A 17,986-nucleotide genomic window follows, 5' to 3' on the forward strand; every position below is an offset into this window, starting at 1 on the left:
GTTTTGCAATGTCTTTCTCAGCAACCTGTTTCCAAAACCAGCCATTCATGCTTATCGGTTTTTTATCCAGCTACTGAGGTGAAGCATTGAATTTTCTGATTTTCCTTAAAGGGATACCGGTTATTACTTATAATGCCTGTTTCAGAGAAGCCCCAAGGATTTCCTATGACCCTGTTAACAACACCCGAGCCTGAGACATGGCTGCATGACTATGGCGACATGCTCTATCGTTATGCGCTGTTGAGGGTGCGCTCGGAAGCCACCGCTGAAGATCTGGTGCAAGACACGCTGTTAGCTGGACTGCAGGGATTTCAGAATTTTAGCGGGCAATCGACCGTCCGAACCTGGCTGGTCGGTATTTTGAAGCATAAGATCATCGACCACTTCCGAAAAAACCGGCACGAAACGTCAACATTCAGCGAAGCGGACATGGGCGATGATTTATTGGCTTATCAGTTTGATCAAAACGGAAACTGGCAAGTCGAACTGGTGGAATGGGCAAGTCCGGATCAATCGTTAGATAACGAACAATTCTGGCAGGTATTTAATGATTGTCTGTCCAGGCTGCCTAAAAACATGGCTGATTTATTCATGCTGCGTACGATGAACGATTTATCCAGTGAAGACTGCTGTAAGGTTCTGGGTCTTGATTCGACCAATCAATTGTGGGTTGCGTTGTCACGAACCCGCATGAAACTCCGGCAATGTCTGGACACTCGCTGGTTTACTAAAGAGTAAAACAACCATGCTTAAATGCAAACAAATCATATATCTGGCTTCCAATAGCCTCGATACCGAGCTGCCCTGGCGAATGCGCTGGCAAATGAAACTGCATTTGTTGATGTGTAAAACCTGCAGCCGTTATTTTAAGCAATTACAGTTTCTACAAAAGATAACAGACGGCCTACATAATCACTGTCAGTCTATTTCATTATCGGCTCCCGCCCGTAAACGCATTAGCGATAGGATCAAAGGCGACCGGTAATAACACGGCAGGGGTGGTGTCAATAACGCGCCCAAACCCTAGCGATATATATTACAACCAGTTTCGTAAGCGTTGCAGCCAGTTTACGCCGTTGTTGTTACTGTCAACGGACAGGTACGGTAGCGCCTCTTCGAGCAAGCGCCCCAGCAGGTCATGATCGATATTAGCCTGTAAATCGTGGGCGGTGCCAAGCTTTCCGGTGGGTTTAAGCGTAAATTCGCCATGTTGTTTTTGCAGTGAAAAGCCGTTGCCGCACACCCGACAAAAGATCGCATCACCGGCTTTCTGGTATTTATGCACGACCACAACCGGTCCGCACATCGGGCAGTTATGCATCGGAATACCGGCTTCACTGTGGCCGATAATGACATCCAACTCGCCCGACTTGGCCAGCGCGATGAAGTTCAGGCCGAAGGTCTGGTCGAACTGCGTATCCAGATGTTGGCTTATTTGTTCAATGGCCGCGTCCACCGCCATGCCTTGACGATAGGGACGGGTGCTGGTCATCGCATCGAAAGCATCGGCCAGACCTACTATTTTAGCAGTGTCCGACATAGCGCTACCCATCAGTCCGGCCGGATAGCCCCGACCGTCGATGCGCTCATGGTGTCCCAATACCGCATCCATCGCCAGCGACGCCAATGGATGACCCTGCAAAACCTGAGCCCCCAGTTCGGGATGGGTTTTCATCACCGCATATTCGTCATCACTGAGTTTACCGGTGTTGTTCAAAATACTGTCCGGCACCCCCACTTTGCCCAGATCATGTAAAAAACCGCCGAGTCCTGCAACCACCGCCTGCTGTTTGGAAAGGTCGGAAGCCAGCGCCAGCCGGGTCGAAAACTGCGATACCCGCCACAAATGTCCGCCGGTGTAACGATCGCGTGCTTCGACCAGAAACGCCATGCTATAGAGAGTGTGCAGTAAATCCTGGATATGGGCTTTGCTTAAGGCGGGTTTCATGTTGTTTTCCTTTGCTTGAACTAATAAGGGTCAATGACTTGGTTCGCTAACTCATATTAAGTCGAAATAAAAATAATTTCCTTACAAAAGCATTTCAATGACCGGGCAGATTTTTTTTGTCATGACGTAAAAGAAAAATGTAAGGAATGCGGATCGCCTGCGACTGATTAGGCAGGAGAGTTTTTACCGCACATGTTGTGAAAACGCTCCTGACATTTTTAATCACTTTTGGAGTACTTACTATGAACAAAAAAACTTTATCTTTGACTCTGGGCAGCGCGATTGCAACTTCTTTGTTAAGTATGGCACCTGCCATTCAGGCCGGTGAAAACCCGTTTGCGATGTCCAGCGTCAATACCTCACAACAATTGGCTGCAGCTGAAGAAAAAATGAAAGAAGGCGGATGCAGCGGTAAATTGAAAGAAGGCAAGTGCGGTGAAGGCAAATGCGGTGCCAACAAAATGAAAATGAAAGAAGGCGGCTGCAGCGGTGCTACTAAGCCGGAAGAAAAAATGAAAGAAGGCGGCTGTAGCGGCAAGATGTAATATCTTTAAAGCCGCCTGTTATATTAACAGGCGGCTTTTTATTTGAAGCAGGAATACATATCTATGGCGAACATCAAATTAATAGATGAAGCTGAAGCGGTCGAACCGGTCTTATCTATTTATACCGACATCAAGGACATATTCGGCATGGATCGGGTCGAGTCCGATATTTTCCCTAACTAAGCGGGTTCAATAAGCTAAATATGATGAAAACTTTTGCTGTTAACGGGGCAGGGCTGGGACTGCGACGAGAGCTTTTACCGGCGCTGGACGCGGGCGTTCCCGAGGTCATTAAATTTTTTGAAGTGTCGCCCGAAAACTGGATAGATATTGGCGGCAGGTTGGGCAAGGTTTTTCGCGCTTATACCGAACGCCATAGCATTGTGGCGCATGGTCTTTCGTTATCGCTGGGCGGCCCTGAGCCATTGGATATCGCTTTTTTGCAGCGCATGAAAGTTTTTCTCGATGAACATAACTTCGCGCTGTACACCGAACACCTCAGTTTTTGCAGTGATGACCGTCATCACTACGACCTTTATCCTATCCCGTTTACCGGGGAAGCGGTGCAGCATGTTGCCGGGCGAATTCGGCTTGCGCAAGACATTCTAGAACGCCCGATTGCGTTGGAAAACGCCTCTTATTACGTCACCCCGCCGCTTGCGGAAATGGACGAATTGAGCTTTATTAATGCGGTATTGGCAGAAGCCGATTGCGCCTTTCATTTGGATGTGAACAACATTTACGTCAACAGCCTCAATCATAACTACGATGCCGCCGCCTTTTTAGCAGGTTTACCGGGCGAACGCATTGTTTACGGGCATGTTGCCGGACATGATTTGGACAATTCGGGAATGATTATCGACACCCACGGGCAAGCGGCTTGCGACCCCGTCTGGCAATTACTGGAACTGGCTTATCAGACCTTCGGCGTGTTCCCGACCTTGTTGGAACGGGATTTTAATATGCCGCCGTTAGCGGATTTAGTAGAGGAAGTCGAGCATATTGCCATGCTGCAACAATCTTCTGGAGAACGCGGATGATGGCTTTTCAAGCTTTACAACGGCAATTTTTAGCGCATTTGCGCAAGCCCGATCAACAGCCTTTACCTGCAGGTTTTGACCGGCGGGGTGCTGCCATTTATGCCGATCTGCTGTACAACAAATTCAACGACAGCCTGACTACGTGCTTCCCGGTCACCGCTGCGATTTTGGGCGAAACCGCCTGGCAGCAATTGCTCAAAGATTTTATCGGCGAACATCGTTGTCTATCGCCTTATTACCGGAAAATTCCCGACGAGTTCGTGCTGTATCTGCAAAACGAACGTCAGCTGAGAGACGATTTGCCGTTTTTGCCTGAACTGGCGCATTTTGAATGGATAGAGCTTGTGCTATCGGTTGCAGAGGCGGAGCCTGTGGCAGCTGAACCGCTGACGGATGAGCAGCTATTGGATGGGGTGCCGGTATTTGTGCCGGTCATGCAGCTGTTGCATTACCTTTGGCCGGTACAGCAACTCAACCCGGCCTATCAACCGGCCGAGCCGCCATCGGAGGCCGCGCACCTGCTTGGCTTTCGCGATGCCGCTGACCGGGTGCAGTTTATCGCGCTCAATCCGGCGACCGCCAGCCTGTTAATGCACTTGCAAAACGGGCATACGGCAACTCAGGTATTGCAAGCCTTGGGCCAAGACTTAACGCCACCGGAACGATCAAGCCTGACGCTGTTTGGTAAAAACATCCTGGCCGATTTGTATCGTCAGGGCGCCATTATCGGCATTAACACTCTTTGATTATTTAACAAAGAGCATTCATTATGAACGATCATTCCTTATCCGACCCTAACTGCGCCGATTGCGTTATTTCTTCGACGACAGGCCGCGTTTGCGCTATTCCCGGTGAATTGTCCCGATGGTTCGATAGCCGTGCGCAAGGTTTGGCGCCGTTATTTCTGAGGTTGCTGCTGGCTTATGAATTCGGCGAAGCCGGACTGGAAAAACTTAATGGCGACAACTGGTTTGCCGATAGGGTGTTTCCGTTCCCGATCAATCTGCTGTCGGCCGAGCTCAATTGGACATTGGCGACCGGACTGGAAATTATTGCGCCTGCAGCACTGATTCTGGGCTTGGCGACGCGGTTTTTCAGTCTGGCATTAATGTTGTTGACGGTAGTGGCGATTGCCGCCGTGCATTGGCCCGTCGAATGGCACAGCGTTGCCGAGCTGTGGAAAGGCTACGCCATTAGCGATCAGGGCTACGGCAATTACAAATTGCCGCTGATGTATCTGCTAATGCTGACTTCGCTGGTGTTCAGCGGCAGCGGCCGTTTAAGCGTCGATGCCTGGCTTACATCACAACGGCAGTCTGCCCATCGCTAATAAAATTATTCACTATGGAAGACTGCGGCCAAACGCTTTGTTATCCGTATTAAAATCTCCCCGGCTCTGCTCACCTGTTGCATAAACCAGGGTTGCTGCGGATCGTAGTATGGTGGCGCGGCTGTCGATTTCAGTATAACGGGCGCGGGCCAAATCCTTTTGCGCGGACAGCAGCTCTATCACCGTGGAAAAGCCGTGGGTATAAGATTCCTGTGTGGCCGCATAGGATTCTTCGGCAGCTTTCAATAGCGCTAACGCAAACTCGCGTTTTTCCAACGCGGTTTTGGTATCGGCATAGGCTTTCCATATGTCGCGCATAATTTCCAGACGCAAGGCCCCAAGTTGGGCTTTGGAAACCTCTTTCATGGCCTCTGCTTCATGCACGGCATTGCTGCGCTCAAAGCCGTCGAACAAAGTCCATTCCACGCTCAGCATCGCTGTACCGACCAGGTTACTTGCCGAATAACTCTCATTACCGGGTGGATTGGTATGCACATTTCTCCAGGCTTGATTGCCGAGACTGCCTCCCAGGGAAAACTTGGGCCAGAATTCGGCCCTGGCCTTCTTCACTTCGGCTTCGCGCGCACGTAATTCGGCAAGGCGCGCCATCAGATCGGGGCGTTGCTCCAATGCCTGATCGACAATTTTTTCGACCGACTGTACCAGTCCTGCCGGTAAAGGCAGCTTGCTTAAGTCCATCAGTTGCAACGAATAAGAAGGCGAAATACCCAAGCTCGAAGTCAAATCGGCATGTGTCTGAATCACCGAGCTGCGTGTATCTTGCAGGTCATAACTGGCTTTCGCCTGCTCCTGAATCGCCAGCAATAAATCGGGGCGTGTCGCCAGACCTTTTTCGAGTTTCGCCTGAACCGAAGCGGAGCCGGCCCTTGCGGCCTCAAATGTTTGCTCCGCCGCCGTTACCTTGGCCAGGGCGGCCTGATAGGCAAAAAAACCGGTTGCAACCCGATAGGCAATTTCCTGATGTTTGCGGTTGAAGGCAAAATTAGCGGCGCTCAAGCGCTGTGCGCCCACATCGACCAAGGCTTGCCTGCGTCCGAAATCGAACAGTGTCCATGCCAAATTCAAACTGCCCAAAGAGGAGTAACCGTGGCTTACCAGCGCACCTTCGGGGATGGGAAAGCTGTTTTTGAAATATTGCCCGAACGCCATAGCTGTCAGAGTCGGGTACCAGGCACTGCGATTCCTTTCGAGCCGAGCGGCGGCGGCTTTCGCCTCTTCCCAGCTAACCCTGGTTTCCGGGTTAGCGTGCAAGGCCAGATCGACCAGCGCAGGCAGGTCGTAGGTGAGCTTGGTATCGATCGGGCTTTCTTCAAGCGGGTGGCTGGATAGCGGGGGCTGCTGCGTGCCGGTTGTGGTCTTGGTCCGGTAATCATGCCAATCAACGGCATGGTCGGCCGGAGCCGCCGCATAGGGTTCATCAAACTGCACCGCGCTCGGCGGCATGCAGGCTGTCAATGCCATCGCGGCCGGCACAATCGCTCGGCTTATACCTCGCGGCAGATAGGACAACAATGTTAGCCAGTTATCGCACTTACTGCGCCGCAACTTTTGCAAATTTAAACCACCTTATTCAAACGTCAATTTAGTTGCAGGATGTCCCTATTTTCGGAAACTTGAATGAGTTGGTTGACAATAGGGGCTTCAAATACCAGAATCCTGATCGGCTACACTTTAATTAATGCCTTTAGTTTTTACAACTTAAAGATTTATTAATGACCTGATCAATCTTAAAAAAACGCCGCCAAAAATAAATCCAATGGTCATACGAAAATTATTTACGTTCAGTTTCTCCGTTCAGGCGCAAATTATGACCTTCATAACGAGATTACGAAAAACGGCTTTCCCGGTTATTTTTGCGTTTTTTCTGACGGCTTGCGACCCGATGCTGAGTATTCAGGGTTCGTTCTGGCCTGCCTGGATTATCTGTATCCTTGCCGGACTGATGGCGAGCATGGTATTGATGTGGCAATTGGTGCGACACCGGCTGGCGCCGTATCTGGGGCCGCCGCTGTTGATTGCGCCGAGCCTGTGGGCGCTATGCACTTTTGTTATCTGGTTGTTATTTTACCAAAATGCACCGTAAAGCCCCGTCGTTCAGGGCGGGGATGTAAGGTGTGCTCTTGATTTTTTTGACAGAGTAATCGACAAGCCGTATCTTGGAGACCATGAAACCCATAATCAGAACATTATCAGTCAGAGTCCGCGATAAACACGCCATCGTGTTAAATCGCATGGCTTTTGATGCGAATCAAGTCTGGAATGCTGCTAATGCCTATTCTGATGAATTTTCATGGGTTCCTGTGCCGGAAGTCGGCTACATAAACTGTGGCACCTCGGCGTTTGAGTTGATGAAAGACTTGAAAGGCATTCGCAAAGAACGCGGCATGATCATCGACTCGACGGCGGTTCAAGAAGTTATTGCCGTTCATGCCAAAGCCAGAAAGCAATTCAAGAAAAACAAGCTTAATTGGCGCTGCTCTGGTGGAGCAAGACGCGCATTAGGCTGGGTTCCGTTCAAGTCCGGCGCGGCCAAATGGGTTAACGGTCAAATCAGATACGCGGGGCTTTATTTCAAGGTATGGGATAGTTACGGATTAAGTCAGTTTGATCTTCGTTCCGGCTGTTTTAGCCAGGATTCGCGCGGTCGCTGGTATTTCAATATCGTGGTGCATGTTGATGTTGAAATAAGGCAAGCGGCAGGCGGTCAAATAGGCATTGACCTTGGCTTAAAAACCACCGCAACTTGTTCCAATGGCGATACCTTGGCAAGACAGGATTGCTACCGCAACAGCGAAGCCAAGCTGGGCCTAGCGCAACGGGCTAGGGATAAAAATCGGGTTAAAGCGATTCATGCCAAGATTAAGAGCCGACGCAAGGATGCGATCCATAAATTCAGCAACAAATTAGTCAAAGAAAACCATTTAATCGTCGTTGGCAACGTCAGCGCGTCCGGCCTTGCGAAAACTAAAATGGCGAAATCCGTTTTAGATGCAGGCTGGGCGATGCTGAAAACACAACTTGAATATAAGTCGATAGCGACGCAAGGCGTGTTTATAGAGGTCAACGAGTCGTACACTACCCAAGCCTGTTCGTGCTGCGGCTGCATAAGCGCCAGTAGTCCGAAAGGTAGAACAGGCTTGCGAATAAGAGCATGGACTTGTGCCGAGTGTGGCACTACGCATGATAGAGATATGAATGCGGCAAAGAACATTCTCGCGCTTGGGCATAAGCGTCTAGCGGTAGGAATCCCCGTCCTTTAGGTCGGGGAGGATGTGTGCGCCCAGCATGGGCGCGATCTCGGAGGTGAAAGTCCTCCCGTGAGCTGACCACAGCGAGCGAATGGAAGCGCAACTGCGCAAAGGTGACTGAGCGTGGGAAGGAAGCGTGGAAAGAAACCGTGAGCCGATGAACAAAAATCAGATATGAGGCGCGTCCAATCAAGGCGAGCAGGCACATTACTGCGAAGCTTTTGTGGTCAATGAGAGGTGGCGTAGATCTGGCGGTTGTGCGGGGAAGGATCACGTTCTTACCTGGGGAGATCTCGTTTTACGCCTGAAAGGGCGACGGCGTAAGCCGGGACGAGAAGTCAGCAGAGGCCATAGTAGCTGGGTGACCAGCGAAGGGCCAAACGAGAAGGAGAGCTGAAAAGTTATGAATCTTGGAAATGTACTGCATCAGAAGTCCGGGAAACCGGAGCGGGTCGTGACCGGCAAGGGTGAAGCCCAAGCCGATGCGGCACGCGATGAAACACGTCCGGCGTTTCATAAACAAGAAGGCTTGGGGCGGGAGGACTTGCTTGCTCAGGCTCTCTCGCGTGAGAACATGGCTGCGGCGTGGAAACGCGTCAAAGCCAACAAGGGAAGTGCTGGTGTCGATGGACTGACTATCGGGCAGACTCCGGAATTCCTCAAGACCCATTGGCCACGAATCCGGTCAGAGCTTTTAAACGGGACGTATAGGCCTCAAGCCGTGCGGCGCGTGGAAATTCCAAAACCGGCAGGTGGTACGCGGGAGTTGGGGATACCGACGGTTGTCGATAGACTGATCCAACAGGCCTTGCTGCAAGTCTTGCAGCCGCTGATCGATCCGACTTTTTCAGAGTCCAGCTATGGCTTTCGACCTGGCCGAAGTGCGCATGATGCAGTGCTCAAAGCACAGCAATACGCGCAAGAAGGCTACCGGGTTGTGGTCGATGTGGATTTAGAGAGATTCTTTGATCTGGTTAATCACGACATCCTCATGGACAGGCTTGCCAAACGTATTGCCGACAAGGCCGTTCTACGGCTGATCAGGCGGTATCTACAAGCCGGGATCATGGCCAAGGGTATGGTGATGGAGCGAGAACAGGGGACGCCACAAGGCGGGCCGCTGTCGCCGCTTCTGGCCAACGTGTTGCTCGATGAAGTGGATAAGGCTTTGGAGAAACGGGGACATCGATTCGCCCGATATGCCGATGACTGCAATGTTTACCTGCACAGTCAGAAAGCCGGCGAGCGGGTGCTTCGCTTTCTGAGGAACCTGTATGAGAGGCTGCACCTTCGGGTGAACGAGAAGAAAACCGAGGTGGGTCCGGTATTTGGGCGCAAGTTCCTTGGCTACTGCCTTCGGCGGTGGTCAGGCGATACGGTCAAAATTGCTGTGGCACCCAAGGCGCTCGACACGTTTAAGCAACGCATCAGGCTCATCACACGCCGGGTGGGTGGACAAAGCATGGCTCAAGTGGCTGAACAACTGCAAGCGTATATGCCCGGCTGGAAGGCCTACTTCCGACTGGCGCAAACGCCAACGACGTTCAAAGATTTGGACTCTTGGCTGCGACATCGACTCAGGGCGATTCAACTGAAGCACTGGCGGACTGGCACCACAATCTATCGTGGGCTACGAAAGCTTGGCGCGTCACACGAGTTGGCCCTGCAAACAGCGGGTGGTGGTGGTCGATGGTGGAGTCACAGTGGCTCTGCCTTGAACAAAGTCCTCACGGTGAGCTATTTTGACAGCATTGGCATTCCGAAACTCACATGACCTCAACTTCTCGAACCGCCTGGTGCGGACCCGCATGCCAGGTGGTGTGGCAGGGGCGCAGCTTAAAGCTGCCCCCTATGCCGTTCAATCGACGTAAACACGGGTGCCGTCCATCATGGAAAACAGTCAAACTGATAATCACGCTATAAATTTTAAACGCCGCATGATGCTGGGACGCATCATCGGAACGTTAATCGTGCTGGGCGCACTCGTGACCGGGGCGCTGGTCTGGCGCATCAACTATCAGCATCCCCGCACCAACGATGCGATGGTGCGGGCCAACATCGTCGGCATCGCGCCCGAAGTGAGCGGCCGTATCGTGGAATTGCACGTCGAAGACAATCAGTACGTCAAGCAGGGCGATCTGCTGTATGTGATCGATCCCCGCCCCTATCAGGCCAAACTAGCCCAAGCCAAGGCGGAATTGCTGGTGGCCGAAAAAGATGTGGATTCACGCCGCGCCTCCAGCGGCTCCGCCGAGCTGGCCATCGAACGACTGGAACACCAACGCGCCGCCGCCGAGGCTGAAGTCAGCAGGATTGAGGCCGAGGATGAATATCTGCATAGCTATGTGGAACGTCTTGAGCCCTTGGCGGAGAAACAATACGTAACGGCAGACCAGCTCAAGCAGGCCCGATCCAAATACGCCGCATCGCGCGCTGAACTGGCGGACGCTCGGGCCAAGGAACTTTCGGCCCGGAGCGCGATAGACGAAGCCAAAAGCGATAGCCGCCGCGCCGTATCGTTGATTGCCCAGGTCGGCAACGTCAATGCCCGCATCGAAGCGGCCAAAGCGGTCGTTGTCGCCGCTGAACTGGACGTCGAATACTGTTCGGTGCGTGCGCCTTTCGATGCCTACGTCACCAACCTGAACACACGCGAAGGCGAATACGCCAGAATCGGAACGCAAATGTTCGCTTTGGTCGATGACCGCCACTGGTATGTTATCGCCAACTTCAAAGAAACTTATCTACAGTCCATCCGCCCAGGTCAGGAAGCCGACGTATTCTTGGTCGGCTATCCGGGAAAACGCTACCGGGGGGTGGTAACCGGCATCGGTTGGGCCAATTATCCCGACAATATTAAGCAACAAGGGGTTCTGCCGGAGGTTCAGCGCACCCTGAACTGGGTCATTCTGGCATCCCGCTTCCCGGTGCGGATCGAGATACACGAACGCGACCCCGAACATCCGTTGCGCATGGGCATGACCGCCTTTGTCACCGTCCTGGATCGTCCCGCCGAAATTCCGGGGCTTTCGCCTGCCACTGAGGAAGGAGAAAGCAAAGGCCGGATTCCGCAATGAACCACGGCGACGTGTAGCACGCTTCAGCTCTGAACAAAAAGCGAAGCAGACTTTGGTTCGGGACCGGCCTGACGCAATTTCTTAAAGTTGAACTCAAAGATTCTCCAGAGCGGCGCGTAGCCGCATTCCGCCTGTTCATCGTTGCGATGACCATTGCCCTGGTCAGCCAAACCCTGCACGTGCCGCCATTAGGGGCGATCGCACTGCTGATATGCTTGAGTTACGACGCGTATGCGAATGCCGGTCAATCGTTGGCGTTCGGGCTGCGCCAGCTGGGGTATATCATCGTCACCACCTTGGTGTCGGTGTTTACGCTTATGTTTGCCGGCAATGATGCCTGGCTGCTGCTCCCCTTGTCTTTCATCATACTGGCTGTCGCCCTGTTTCATGCCCGCCTGATCGCCTGGCCTACCGGCATCGCCCTCTGGTATTCGGTGGCGGTGCTGTATAGCCCAAGCACTCCCGCTCAAGGCATCTACAACGCCTTGTGGAATATCCCGATCATTGGCGTATTGGCGATTGGATCCTGGACGGTGGTGCATCTGACCATCAAGCCGCAAGACCCGCTCAAACAGCTGAAGACGAGTATCGCTGAACAACTGGCGGCAGTGGAAACCATTTTCAGTGCGCGCTTGGCCGACAGCGGCGTGAATATCCATAAGCGGGTCATCTCAAAATTTTCCAGCGCCGGCAGCTTCGGCAAAATACTGGGGCTGCTGTCAAACGCGGAACTGATACATCCCGCCATGCATGGACGGCATGATACTTATCTTGCCCTGCTGCTTGAAATCGACGGTTTACGGCAGATGGCCATCTGGCTGGATCAGGTATTGACGGCAGAGTATCGCGCTCAACCGATGAATCAGGAAAAATTAAATGTCTACCTGGCTCTGCAAAGCGCCTGTGCAACATTGCGGCAAGGTGTGGAAGAATCGCGCGATGTTTCCGGACAAATAGAGACGCTGCTGACCGATGAAGTGCTGCGCAGTTATTCGCAAACCAACCCTTCGCTGTTAACCGCCATTTGGCGTGCGCTGCAACGTACCGCCGGTTTGATGCATAACTTGCATGAGCCGGCAGCAGCGTCTGAAATTAAAGTCCTAGAGGCCGAAACCGGCAGTAATGAAGCAGATGACTGGTTACCCGCCTGGCTTGGCTATGATTTCTGGGCGACGCATGCCGACAGCCTGCAATTCGGGATTAAATTTTCTCTGGGCGCCATACTCTGCACGCTGATCGTTGAAAGCCTGGGCTGGCCGAACATCAACACCGCCATACCCACCTGCCTGGTCGCGGCACAAACCAGTCTCGGCGCCGACTACCGGCTATCGATATTGCGGGTGTCGGGCGCGATCCTGGGCGGGCTCTGCGCCTACTTTTACGTGCTGATGTTCCAGTCCCAGCTCGACACTATCGCCGGCTTTGCGCTTGCAACGGCTCCGGTGTGGGCCATTGCGGCCTGGATTTCCTCCGGCAGCGAACGTATCGCTTACATGGGAAGGCAACTCGGGTTTTCGTTCGCAATGTTCGTTTTGCATGATTTCGGCCCGGTCACCGATCTGTATCTGCCGCGTGACCGGGTTATCGGTATTTTGCTGGGCATCGTCGTGATGGGAATACTCGACTATGCACTATGGCCGCGGCGTTCGATTGTACTTGCCCGTCACCATACCACAGCGGCATTGCACACACTCGCCAAGTTCACAACCCGGTTGCCGGACCTGAGCCTGATGCTTAAATCTACCTTGCCATTGCGCTTGTCGGCTGAAAAAGATCTGGCTGCTGCACAGGATTTGGTGATTCACGCGGTACTGGAGCCGGATGCAAGATTAACCTACAAAATCAACGAAAGAACGGTGTTGCGTGCGGTTATTGAAGCCGCAGGCAACTTGTCCGGATTGCTACAGATTCGGCGGCGCTATCGCTTGCTAAGCGGCCAACAATTCAGCAGCTTTCCTGATGAACTGCAAAAACATAGCCGAGCTTTCGATGCGGCGCTGACCAGCGCTCTGGAGAATGCGGCGCTGGTGCTGCAAGGCCGGCAACAGGAGATCCGGACTGAGGCTGCCGACATCCACGCGCTACTGAAACAAAGCTACACCGAACATCACCGTATCGGCAGCTTGCCGACCGACTTGGCAATGGAATGGGAACTGCGATTCATGCTGGATCAGCAAATCATGGAACTGGTAGAGCAAATCCAAAAAAGAGCCCTGGATTTTGTTTCATATCGCCTGAAAGCCGGTTCGACTATTGATGAGTAACACTTCAGGTCGTTCATAAAAGACGGGTAAATACCGGAGTTAATAGAGATGAAATGCGAATCAAATGAACGATTAAGTCCTGTTTTGTTTATTCCCCATGGGGGTGGCCCTTTACCCCTGCTTGGCGATAAAAGCCATCAGCATCTGGTCAATTTTCTGCGGGCAATAACGCCAAGTTTGGGGCAGCCGTCAGCCATCCTAGTGGTTAGTGCTCACTGGGAAGAGAACATAGCCACGATAACCAGCGGAGAAACACCATCACTCATTTTCGACTATGATGGTTTTCCTGATGAATCTTACCAAATTCAATATCCAGCTCCGGGCGCGCCTGACCTTGCGGATAAGATTTTTCGGCTATTGCATCAGAGTGATATTGAGGCACGATTAGACCCTCACCGAGGGTTTGATCATGGTTTGTTTGTGCCATTAAAAATCATGTTCCCGGATGCCAAAATCCCCTGTGTTCAGTTATCGCTGATCCATGATTTGGATCCGGAAACACACATCGATATCGGCAAAGCCCTATCGGAATTACGAAAAGAAAATGTACTCATCATCGGTTCCGGTTTTTCGTTTCATAACCTTAAAGCCTTTTTTACTTCAAATGGCGATTCGCCTGATGCCATGAATGCGGCATTTGAAGATTGGCTTATTAATACCTGCACCAATGGCCATCTTTCAGCCAATGAACGAGAATATAGACTCATACATTGGCGTGATGCCCCTTATGCGAATTATTGTCATCCTAGAGAAGAACATCTATTGCCATTGCACGTTTGTATGGGTCTTTCGAGCTCTTTTGCAAAGCTGGTATTCGACGGCGAAGTATTGGGAAAAAAGGCGAGTGCTTTTCTATGGTAATTTTGTCGTATCAAAACTGCTTTCTTACCTACTATCCAGACTGTAATGGTTCCGGGGCAATCGCCCTTAAAATTTCTTGAAAATATCGTTAATTGAAGGCGTGCTATAGTGCGTTATACCTATAATGTATTAGGATATTACTGCGCATAAAAAATGACTATTACCCCCGATGAAGCGGTGTATGAAGGCCTGCTCGGACGATTGGAAAACGGAAAATGAGCTAATTCATTGAAGGCCTGGTGAGGCCGTATGTCATGGATACCCGGATGGATGACGGATATAAGGCGATGGCCGCAGACAAAGAGCGTGAAGATGAAGCTATGGAATGGTGCAACGCCATTGCCAGAGATACGACCAATGAAGCGAGATAAAGTTTGGTGGGTCGAGTTCGCTCCATTTATTAGTAGTGAAATTCGTCAAACGCGTCCGGCTGTGATTGTCAGTAATGACTCGGCTAACCGGAATTTGTTGCGCGTTGTGGTCATACCGATAACCAGCAATACAGATCGACAATATCCAGGTGAAGCGCTGGTAATCTTTGCCTATAAAAAACAAGGGAAAGCAATGGCCGATCAAATTATGGCTGCCGATAAAAGCCGTCTACGACGGCTAGTTTGAGCTAGTCATCCGCAACGCTGGAGCAGAAGTTCCCGCAATGGGGTATAAAACTGCGTTGCAGGTCATCCTGTTCAGAAAGAAATGGGACGATAACCACAAATTTCCTACTAAATCCCGTGGACCTTTAGAGTCTTTTGTTGATTAGCAGCCAAAAATCGACAGGCATAAAAAAACCGGCAGTGCTTTTGAGGCTCTGCCGGTTCTTGAAATTTGGTGGAGGCGGGGGGGATTGGGTTCAATTCCCGAAAATAAACCAAGCGCCTGATTTCCAATATAATATTCTTACCGGATTTGTTGCCGATTGCCACTGTGATTCCGGTTTGTGGCCCTATTGGTGGGATTGATTATAAAGGGGCTGGGTTCAATCCCGCAAGGTGGTGATCTTTATATTGAGCTGAAAATTTAGCCCAGTCGACAATGAGACGGGATCAAATTTGAGTCGGTCTATTTGGTGAACAGCAAACCGCCGCCGTCTACTCCTTGAACCGTAGTTGCATTGCCCAGCTCTGGGTGAGTGATTTTGTGAACCAGCATACCGGCGTGGGCCGATGTCGATATGATTGCCGATGCTTCAAGAATGTTTGAAAGTTGTTCGATGCTGATTGTTTCCATTTTCATTGTTATTGGTTCCGTTTTATTTAAAGAGGTGCAACAATAACACAGCATGCCAAATTGTCTACGTAAAAATACTTACCTAAGTTGTTGTTTTTAGGTAAGTAAGTGGTGACTTATGTATGCTAATGCCTGTTTCCGATGTTGTATTCCAATAATTTTGAGTGCTGGATTTGATTAATAAATACCCTGCTAAATAGTATGGTTTTATTGCTGGCGAATTGGGTTATGTTTTACCTATATTGCAATCCGCCGCTGTGTCAGTCGGTCGTAAAATGAGGGCGATTTATCGCCAGAATTGACCTTTAGATTTTGGCAGTTTTTATGGTTCTTGTAGTCCGCTGTTGTCCGCTACAGCGGACTACAGAATTGAAAGCGTGTGTAGTCCGCTGTGAACAACCATTTTGTAGTCCGCTGTTATGTCTGGTGGCTGGGCGTAGTTCGTGTCCTGTAGCGTTTTTTAAAACATGAAAACATAGGGGCTTTTAAGAGCCCCAGACGGCACTACCCCCCCTACGTATGCACCCACACGCCTACGGGCGACAGTCTCATTAATTCGTTTAATTGTTCTGTTAACATTGGCTCTGTTTGTTTCGACGCCAGTCATCCATTTATAAATTCTTGCTGCATTGGTTGGCGACTTTTCCGCAAGCATGTAACACTCCCAAATTAAGGCGCGATAAGTGGCGACTTTTGGCGTAACTTGATAAACGGTGTCGCTTCTTCGTAACTCACGCTCATGGCGCACTTGTGAGCTCTTTTGTGCTGATTGTAGGAGCGACATCGCGGATAATTTACCCTCGACTGGGTATTTTGCCTTCCTGAGAAAATTAAGGCACCCGATTTGCTGGAATCTGGATAACTCGAAATCGTGCCTGATCTTTTTGGCCGTAGTTATCTGGCGTTCGCCGATACTTACCGCCAGCTCCATACCGAACCCATCAGTAAAGATTGATTGCCATCGCTGGTTAATGGTTTTATGTTTGGGGAATGTGAGTGCTAGCCAATACGCATCGATAATGGGTTCATCCTCCACCAATGCCGATTGTTGCTTTTCAGTTTTACAGGCGTTTTGTAGATTCTGCCATCTTGGAGCAATGCCGTAATTAGATAGGGCTTTGGATGTGCAGAAAACAAACACCCTGAATTTATTCAAATCGGTCAGTAAAATATGAGCCTCTGCTAATTTAGACCGAAGCTTCTCGATAGGGAAGTTCTTGATCGCCATATCAATACGGGCAATATTTAATACACTAACTGGTGATAAAAACACCTCTCTTGCGCTGGGTATTGTTAGCGCAACTTTGCTATAATGTCTGCTCATTGATTTGACTGTCCATGTGTTGAACCCCAAAAGAGCTACGAGCTCTAAGGGGTTTTTTATTGCCTAATACTTAGGGTATAAGTATTCGTTCTAAGCAGCTTCCAGCAGTGAATAGTAGGTAAAGCGACATATCGCTCATTTCCTAAGACTTGTCGACCCATGTTAGGCGTTAGTTGACTGCTACGCCTGAACTGATCGCCGCCGCTGTCCCTGATCGAACGTTAAGCATGTTTTGCCTGCTGGTTTCGTTGCGTAGTTCAATCAAAGCTCTTTGTTCGGCTGATAGTGAGGCTAAGTGCGTTTCCCTCTGCAAATGCTTTGTTTTGCCTGTCAGTGGTCGATGCTGATGTAGGTGGCATGTGGTTATGGTACAAGCCTGAACCTGTTGAACCCATGTTCCCTGATCGGCCTTATCGTAGATGCATTCACGACAGTTGAGTGCAATCGCTTTGCGTGGTGATGTGGTTGCCATTATGCCGCCTCGCTGTAGTACTTCAAACCCGATGCCTTTGCTAACTTAATCGCCAACGCTTTGGCGCAAATGGGTTTCAGTCGCTCCTCGCATAATGCTTGCAGGTCTTCGAGTTCGTAGAATGCGCGCCCTCGCTCATTCTTCCAGTAAGGGACGCATCCATATTTTTTATTATTGCTAGCACGGGAGACACGGCGATTTTCCCTTAAGGCCGTGTCGACGTTGCCCTTGAATACCTCAGCGTAACCATTGCGATTAAGCCAAGTGTTTATGAATCTAACTGCGTCTGCTGGTGATAATTTTGAATTCATTTTGAATTGCCCTGTGTTGATTTAAGTTGTTCTGCCTTACGGCGCTCTTCCATCTCTCTAAGCTTCGGCAATGCTTCCGCCGCATCGCATGCCCACGACGCAATCGCATTCTCTACCACTTCCGCCCTTGAGTTTCCAGAAATGCCGATGTAGTCATCAATTGTTGAGATAGTAATTTTTGACAAGGTAAATTGAATTGCCTGCATGCCTCCTGAGTTTCGGCGTTGCCTGTATGCTCTTGATCTATCTTTAGTACTTATTGCCATTGGTGCAATCCTTTATGGTGCAAGTTACTGATTTTGTTTAATTCTCAAT

The 17,986-nt window shown here is 50.6% G+C and carries 20 protein-coding genes; 13 read left to right on the forward strand and 7 right to left on the reverse strand.

Annotation, left to right across the window (positions count from 1 at the left end; genetic code table 11):
* Nucleotides 1-165: 165 nt before the first annotated feature.
* Nucleotides 166-738, forward strand: a complete 573-nt coding sequence (locus ABXJ76_RS06685) for a sigma-70 family RNA polymerase sigma factor (RefSeq protein WP_432745378.1) — start codon at nt 166-168, stop codon at nt 736-738.
* Nucleotides 739-745: 7 nt separating this feature from the next.
* Nucleotides 746-985, forward strand: coding sequence for a zf-HC2 domain-containing protein (locus tag ABXJ76_RS06690; protein WP_432745380.1), 240 nt, complete (start codon nt 746-748; stop codon nt 983-985).
* Nucleotides 986-1,036: 51 nt separating this feature from the next.
* Here the strand turns inward: ABXJ76_RS06690 and ABXJ76_RS06695 are convergent, their stop codons facing one another.
* Complete coding sequence (locus ABXJ76_RS06695) at nt 1,037-1,948, reverse strand: HD-GYP domain-containing protein (RefSeq protein WP_432745381.1); 912 nt, start codon at nt 1,946-1,948, stop codon at nt 1,037-1,039.
* Between the two features lie 242 nt (nt 1,949-2,190).
* On the opposite strand from ABXJ76_RS06695, the gene ABXJ76_RS06700 reads away from it, so the two are divergent.
* From ABXJ76_RS06700 to ABXJ76_RS06715, 4 genes are all read left to right on the forward strand, one after another.
* Entirely contained in the window at nt 2,191-2,493 is a 303-nt protein-coding gene (locus ABXJ76_RS06700) for an HvfA family oxazolone/thioamide-modified RiPP metallophore (protein WP_432745382.1), read from the forward strand.
* 206 nt (nt 2,494-2,699) lie between these two features.
* Entirely contained in the window at nt 2,700-3,533 is an 834-nt protein-coding gene (locus ABXJ76_RS06705; protein WP_432745384.1) for an HvfB family MNIO-type RiPP peptide maturase, read from the forward strand.
* Entirely contained in the window at nt 3,530-4,279 is a 750-nt protein-coding gene (locus ABXJ76_RS06710) for an HvfC family RiPP maturation protein (protein ID WP_432745386.1), read from the forward strand. The genes ABXJ76_RS06705 and ABXJ76_RS06710 overlap by 4 nt, the downstream gene beginning before the upstream one ends.
* Before the next feature lie 23 nt (nt 4,280-4,302).
* Nucleotides 4,303-4,863 carry an HvfX family Cu-binding RiPP maturation protein gene (locus ABXJ76_RS06715; protein ID WP_432745387.1) on the forward strand — a complete coding sequence of 187 codons (561 nt, stop codon included), beginning with the start codon at nt 4,303-4,305 and terminating at the stop codon, nt 4,861-4,863.
* Nucleotides 4,864-4,875: 12 nt separating this feature from the next.
* On the opposite strand, the gene ABXJ76_RS06720 is transcribed toward ABXJ76_RS06715, so the two are convergent.
* A complete protein-coding gene (locus ABXJ76_RS06720; protein WP_432745389.1) occupies nt 4,876-6,438 on the reverse strand; it encodes a TolC family protein in 1,563 nt (520 codons plus the stop codon).
* Between the two features lie 253 nt (nt 6,439-6,691).
* Here ABXJ76_RS06720 and ABXJ76_RS06725 point away from each other — a divergent pair, with 253 nt between their 5' ends.
* The 7 genes from ABXJ76_RS06725 (at nt 6,692) to ABXJ76_RS06755 (ending at nt 14,952) form a co-directional block, all read left to right on the forward strand.
* Nucleotides 6,692-6,967 (forward strand): YtcA family lipoprotein, encoded by a 276-nt coding sequence (locus ABXJ76_RS06725; RefSeq protein WP_432745391.1) that lies wholly within the window; start codon nt 6,692-6,694, stop codon nt 6,965-6,967.
* 82 nt (nt 6,968-7,049) lie between these two features.
* Entirely contained in the window at nt 7,050-8,144 is a 1,095-nt protein-coding gene (locus ABXJ76_RS06730) for an RNA-guided endonuclease InsQ/TnpB family protein (protein ID WP_432745393.1), read from the forward strand.
* A gap of 391 nt (nt 8,145-8,535) precedes the next feature.
* A complete protein-coding gene (ltrA, locus tag ABXJ76_RS06735) occupies nt 8,536-9,906 on the forward strand; it encodes a group II intron reverse transcriptase/maturase (RefSeq protein ID WP_432742924.1) in 1,371 nt (456 codons plus the stop codon).
* A gap of 115 nt (nt 9,907-10,021) precedes the next feature.
* Nucleotides 10,022-11,209 carry a biotin/lipoyl-binding protein gene (locus tag ABXJ76_RS06740; RefSeq protein WP_432745395.1) on the forward strand — a complete coding sequence of 396 codons (1,188 nt, stop codon included), beginning with the start codon at nt 10,022-10,024 and terminating at the stop codon, nt 11,207-11,209.
* A gap of 146 nt (nt 11,210-11,355) precedes the next feature.
* The gene (locus ABXJ76_RS06745; RefSeq protein ID WP_432745397.1) at nt 11,356-13,473 is read left to right on the forward strand and encodes an FUSC family protein; all 2,118 of its coding nucleotides are present in this window, start codon (nt 11,356-11,358) and stop codon (nt 13,471-13,473) included.
* 48 nt (nt 13,474-13,521) lie between these two features.
* Nucleotides 13,522-14,334, forward strand: a complete 813-nt coding sequence (locus tag ABXJ76_RS06750) for a DODA-type extradiol aromatic ring-opening family dioxygenase (RefSeq protein ID WP_432745399.1) — start codon at nt 13,522-13,524, stop codon at nt 14,332-14,334.
* Between the two features lie 357 nt (nt 14,335-14,691).
* Nucleotides 14,692-14,952 (forward strand): type II toxin-antitoxin system PemK/MazF family toxin, encoded by a 261-nt coding sequence (locus ABXJ76_RS06755; RefSeq protein ID WP_432745401.1) that lies wholly within the window; start codon nt 14,692-14,694, stop codon nt 14,950-14,952.
* A 444-nt stretch (nt 14,953-15,396) separates the two neighbouring features.
* Here ABXJ76_RS06755 and ABXJ76_RS06760 read toward each other — a convergent pair whose 3' ends face one another.
* The 5 genes from ABXJ76_RS06760 to ABXJ76_RS06780 all read right to left on the reverse strand — a co-directional run bounded on the left by ABXJ76_RS06760 (nt 15,397) and on the right by ABXJ76_RS06780 (nt 17,937).
* Nucleotides 15,397-15,570 (reverse strand): hypothetical protein, encoded by a 174-nt coding sequence (locus ABXJ76_RS06760; RefSeq protein ID WP_432745403.1) that lies wholly within the window; start codon nt 15,568-15,570, stop codon nt 15,397-15,399.
* Nucleotides 15,571-16,024: 454 nt separating this feature from the next.
* Entirely contained in the window at nt 16,025-16,888 is an 864-nt protein-coding gene (locus ABXJ76_RS06765; protein WP_432745405.1) for a hypothetical protein, read from the reverse strand.
* 169 nt (nt 16,889-17,057) lie between these two features.
* Entirely contained in the window at nt 17,058-17,360 is a 303-nt protein-coding gene (locus tag ABXJ76_RS06770; RefSeq protein WP_432745407.1) for a hypothetical protein, read from the reverse strand.
* Nucleotides 17,360-17,671, reverse strand: a complete 312-nt coding sequence (locus ABXJ76_RS06775) for a hypothetical protein (protein ID WP_432745409.1) — start codon at nt 17,669-17,671, stop codon at nt 17,360-17,362. The genes ABXJ76_RS06770 and ABXJ76_RS06775 overlap by 1 nt, the downstream gene beginning before the upstream one ends.
* On the reverse strand, nt 17,668-17,937 hold the full coding sequence (locus ABXJ76_RS06780; protein WP_432745411.1) for a hypothetical protein: 270 nt from the start codon (nt 17,935-17,937) through the stop codon (nt 17,668-17,670). The genes ABXJ76_RS06775 and ABXJ76_RS06780 overlap by 4 nt, the downstream gene beginning before the upstream one ends.
* Nucleotides 17,938-17,986 lie beyond the last annotated feature (49 nt).

Source organism: Methylobacter arcticus (genome assembly GCF_050917435.1).
GTDB classification, from domain to species: domain Bacteria; phylum Pseudomonadota; class Gammaproteobacteria; order Methylococcales; family Methylomonadaceae; genus Methylobacter_A; species Methylobacter_A titanis.

What these genes read in the sequence shown, in the direction of transcription:
- ABXJ76_RS06685 (WP_432745378.1), top strand. Translation starts at nt 166, where the DNA reads ATGACCCTGTTAACAACACCCGAGCCTGAGACATGGCTGCATGACTAT.
- ABXJ76_RS06690 (WP_432745380.1), top strand. Translation starts at nt 746, where the DNA reads ATGCTTAAATGCAAACAAATCATATATCTGGCTTCCAATAGCCTCGAT.
- ABXJ76_RS06695 (WP_432745381.1), bottom strand. Translation starts at nt 1,948, where the DNA reads ATGAAACCCGCCTTAAGCAAAGCCCATATCCAGGATTTACTGCACACT.
- ABXJ76_RS06700 (WP_432745382.1), top strand. Translation starts at nt 2,191, where the DNA reads ATGAACAAAAAAACTTTATCTTTGACTCTGGGCAGCGCGATTGCAACT.
- ABXJ76_RS06705 (WP_432745384.1), top strand. Translation starts at nt 2,700, where the DNA reads ATGAAAACTTTTGCTGTTAACGGGGCAGGGCTGGGACTGCGACGAGAG.
- ABXJ76_RS06710 (WP_432745386.1), top strand. Translation starts at nt 3,530, where the DNA reads ATGATGGCTTTTCAAGCTTTACAACGGCAATTTTTAGCGCATTTGCGC.
- ABXJ76_RS06715 (WP_432745387.1), top strand. Translation starts at nt 4,303, where the DNA reads ATGAACGATCATTCCTTATCCGACCCTAACTGCGCCGATTGCGTTATT.
- ABXJ76_RS06725 (WP_432745391.1), top strand. Translation starts at nt 6,692, where the DNA reads ATGACCTTCATAACGAGATTACGAAAAACGGCTTTCCCGGTTATTTTT.
- ABXJ76_RS06730 (WP_432745393.1), top strand. Translation starts at nt 7,050, where the DNA reads ATGAAACCCATAATCAGAACATTATCAGTCAGAGTCCGCGATAAACAC.
- ltrA (WP_432742924.1), top strand. Translation starts at nt 8,536, where the DNA reads ATGAATCTTGGAAATGTACTGCATCAGAAGTCCGGGAAACCGGAGCGG.
- ABXJ76_RS06740 (WP_432745395.1), top strand. Translation starts at nt 10,022, where the DNA reads ATGGAAAACAGTCAAACTGATAATCACGCTATAAATTTTAAACGCCGC.
- ABXJ76_RS06745 (WP_432745397.1), top strand. Translation starts at nt 11,356, where the DNA reads ATGACCATTGCCCTGGTCAGCCAAACCCTGCACGTGCCGCCATTAGGG.
- ABXJ76_RS06750 (WP_432745399.1), top strand. Translation starts at nt 13,522, where the DNA reads ATGAAATGCGAATCAAATGAACGATTAAGTCCTGTTTTGTTTATTCCC.
- ABXJ76_RS06755 (WP_432745401.1), top strand. Translation starts at nt 14,692, where the DNA reads ATGAAGCGAGATAAAGTTTGGTGGGTCGAGTTCGCTCCATTTATTAGT.
- ABXJ76_RS06760 (WP_432745403.1), bottom strand. Translation starts at nt 15,570, where the DNA reads ATGAAAATGGAAACAATCAGCATCGAACAACTTTCAAACATTCTTGAA.
- ABXJ76_RS06765 (WP_432745405.1), bottom strand. Translation starts at nt 16,888, where the DNA reads ATGAGCAGACATTATAGCAAAGTTGCGCTAACAATACCCAGCGCAAGA.
- ABXJ76_RS06770 (WP_432745407.1), bottom strand. Translation starts at nt 17,360, where the DNA reads ATGGCAACCACATCACCACGCAAAGCGATTGCACTCAACTGTCGTGAA.
- ABXJ76_RS06775 (WP_432745409.1), bottom strand. Translation starts at nt 17,671, where the DNA reads ATGAATTCAAAATTATCACCAGCAGACGCAGTTAGATTCATAAACACT.
- ABXJ76_RS06780 (WP_432745411.1), bottom strand. Translation starts at nt 17,937, where the DNA reads ATGGCAATAAGTACTAAAGATAGATCAAGAGCATACAGGCAACGCCGA.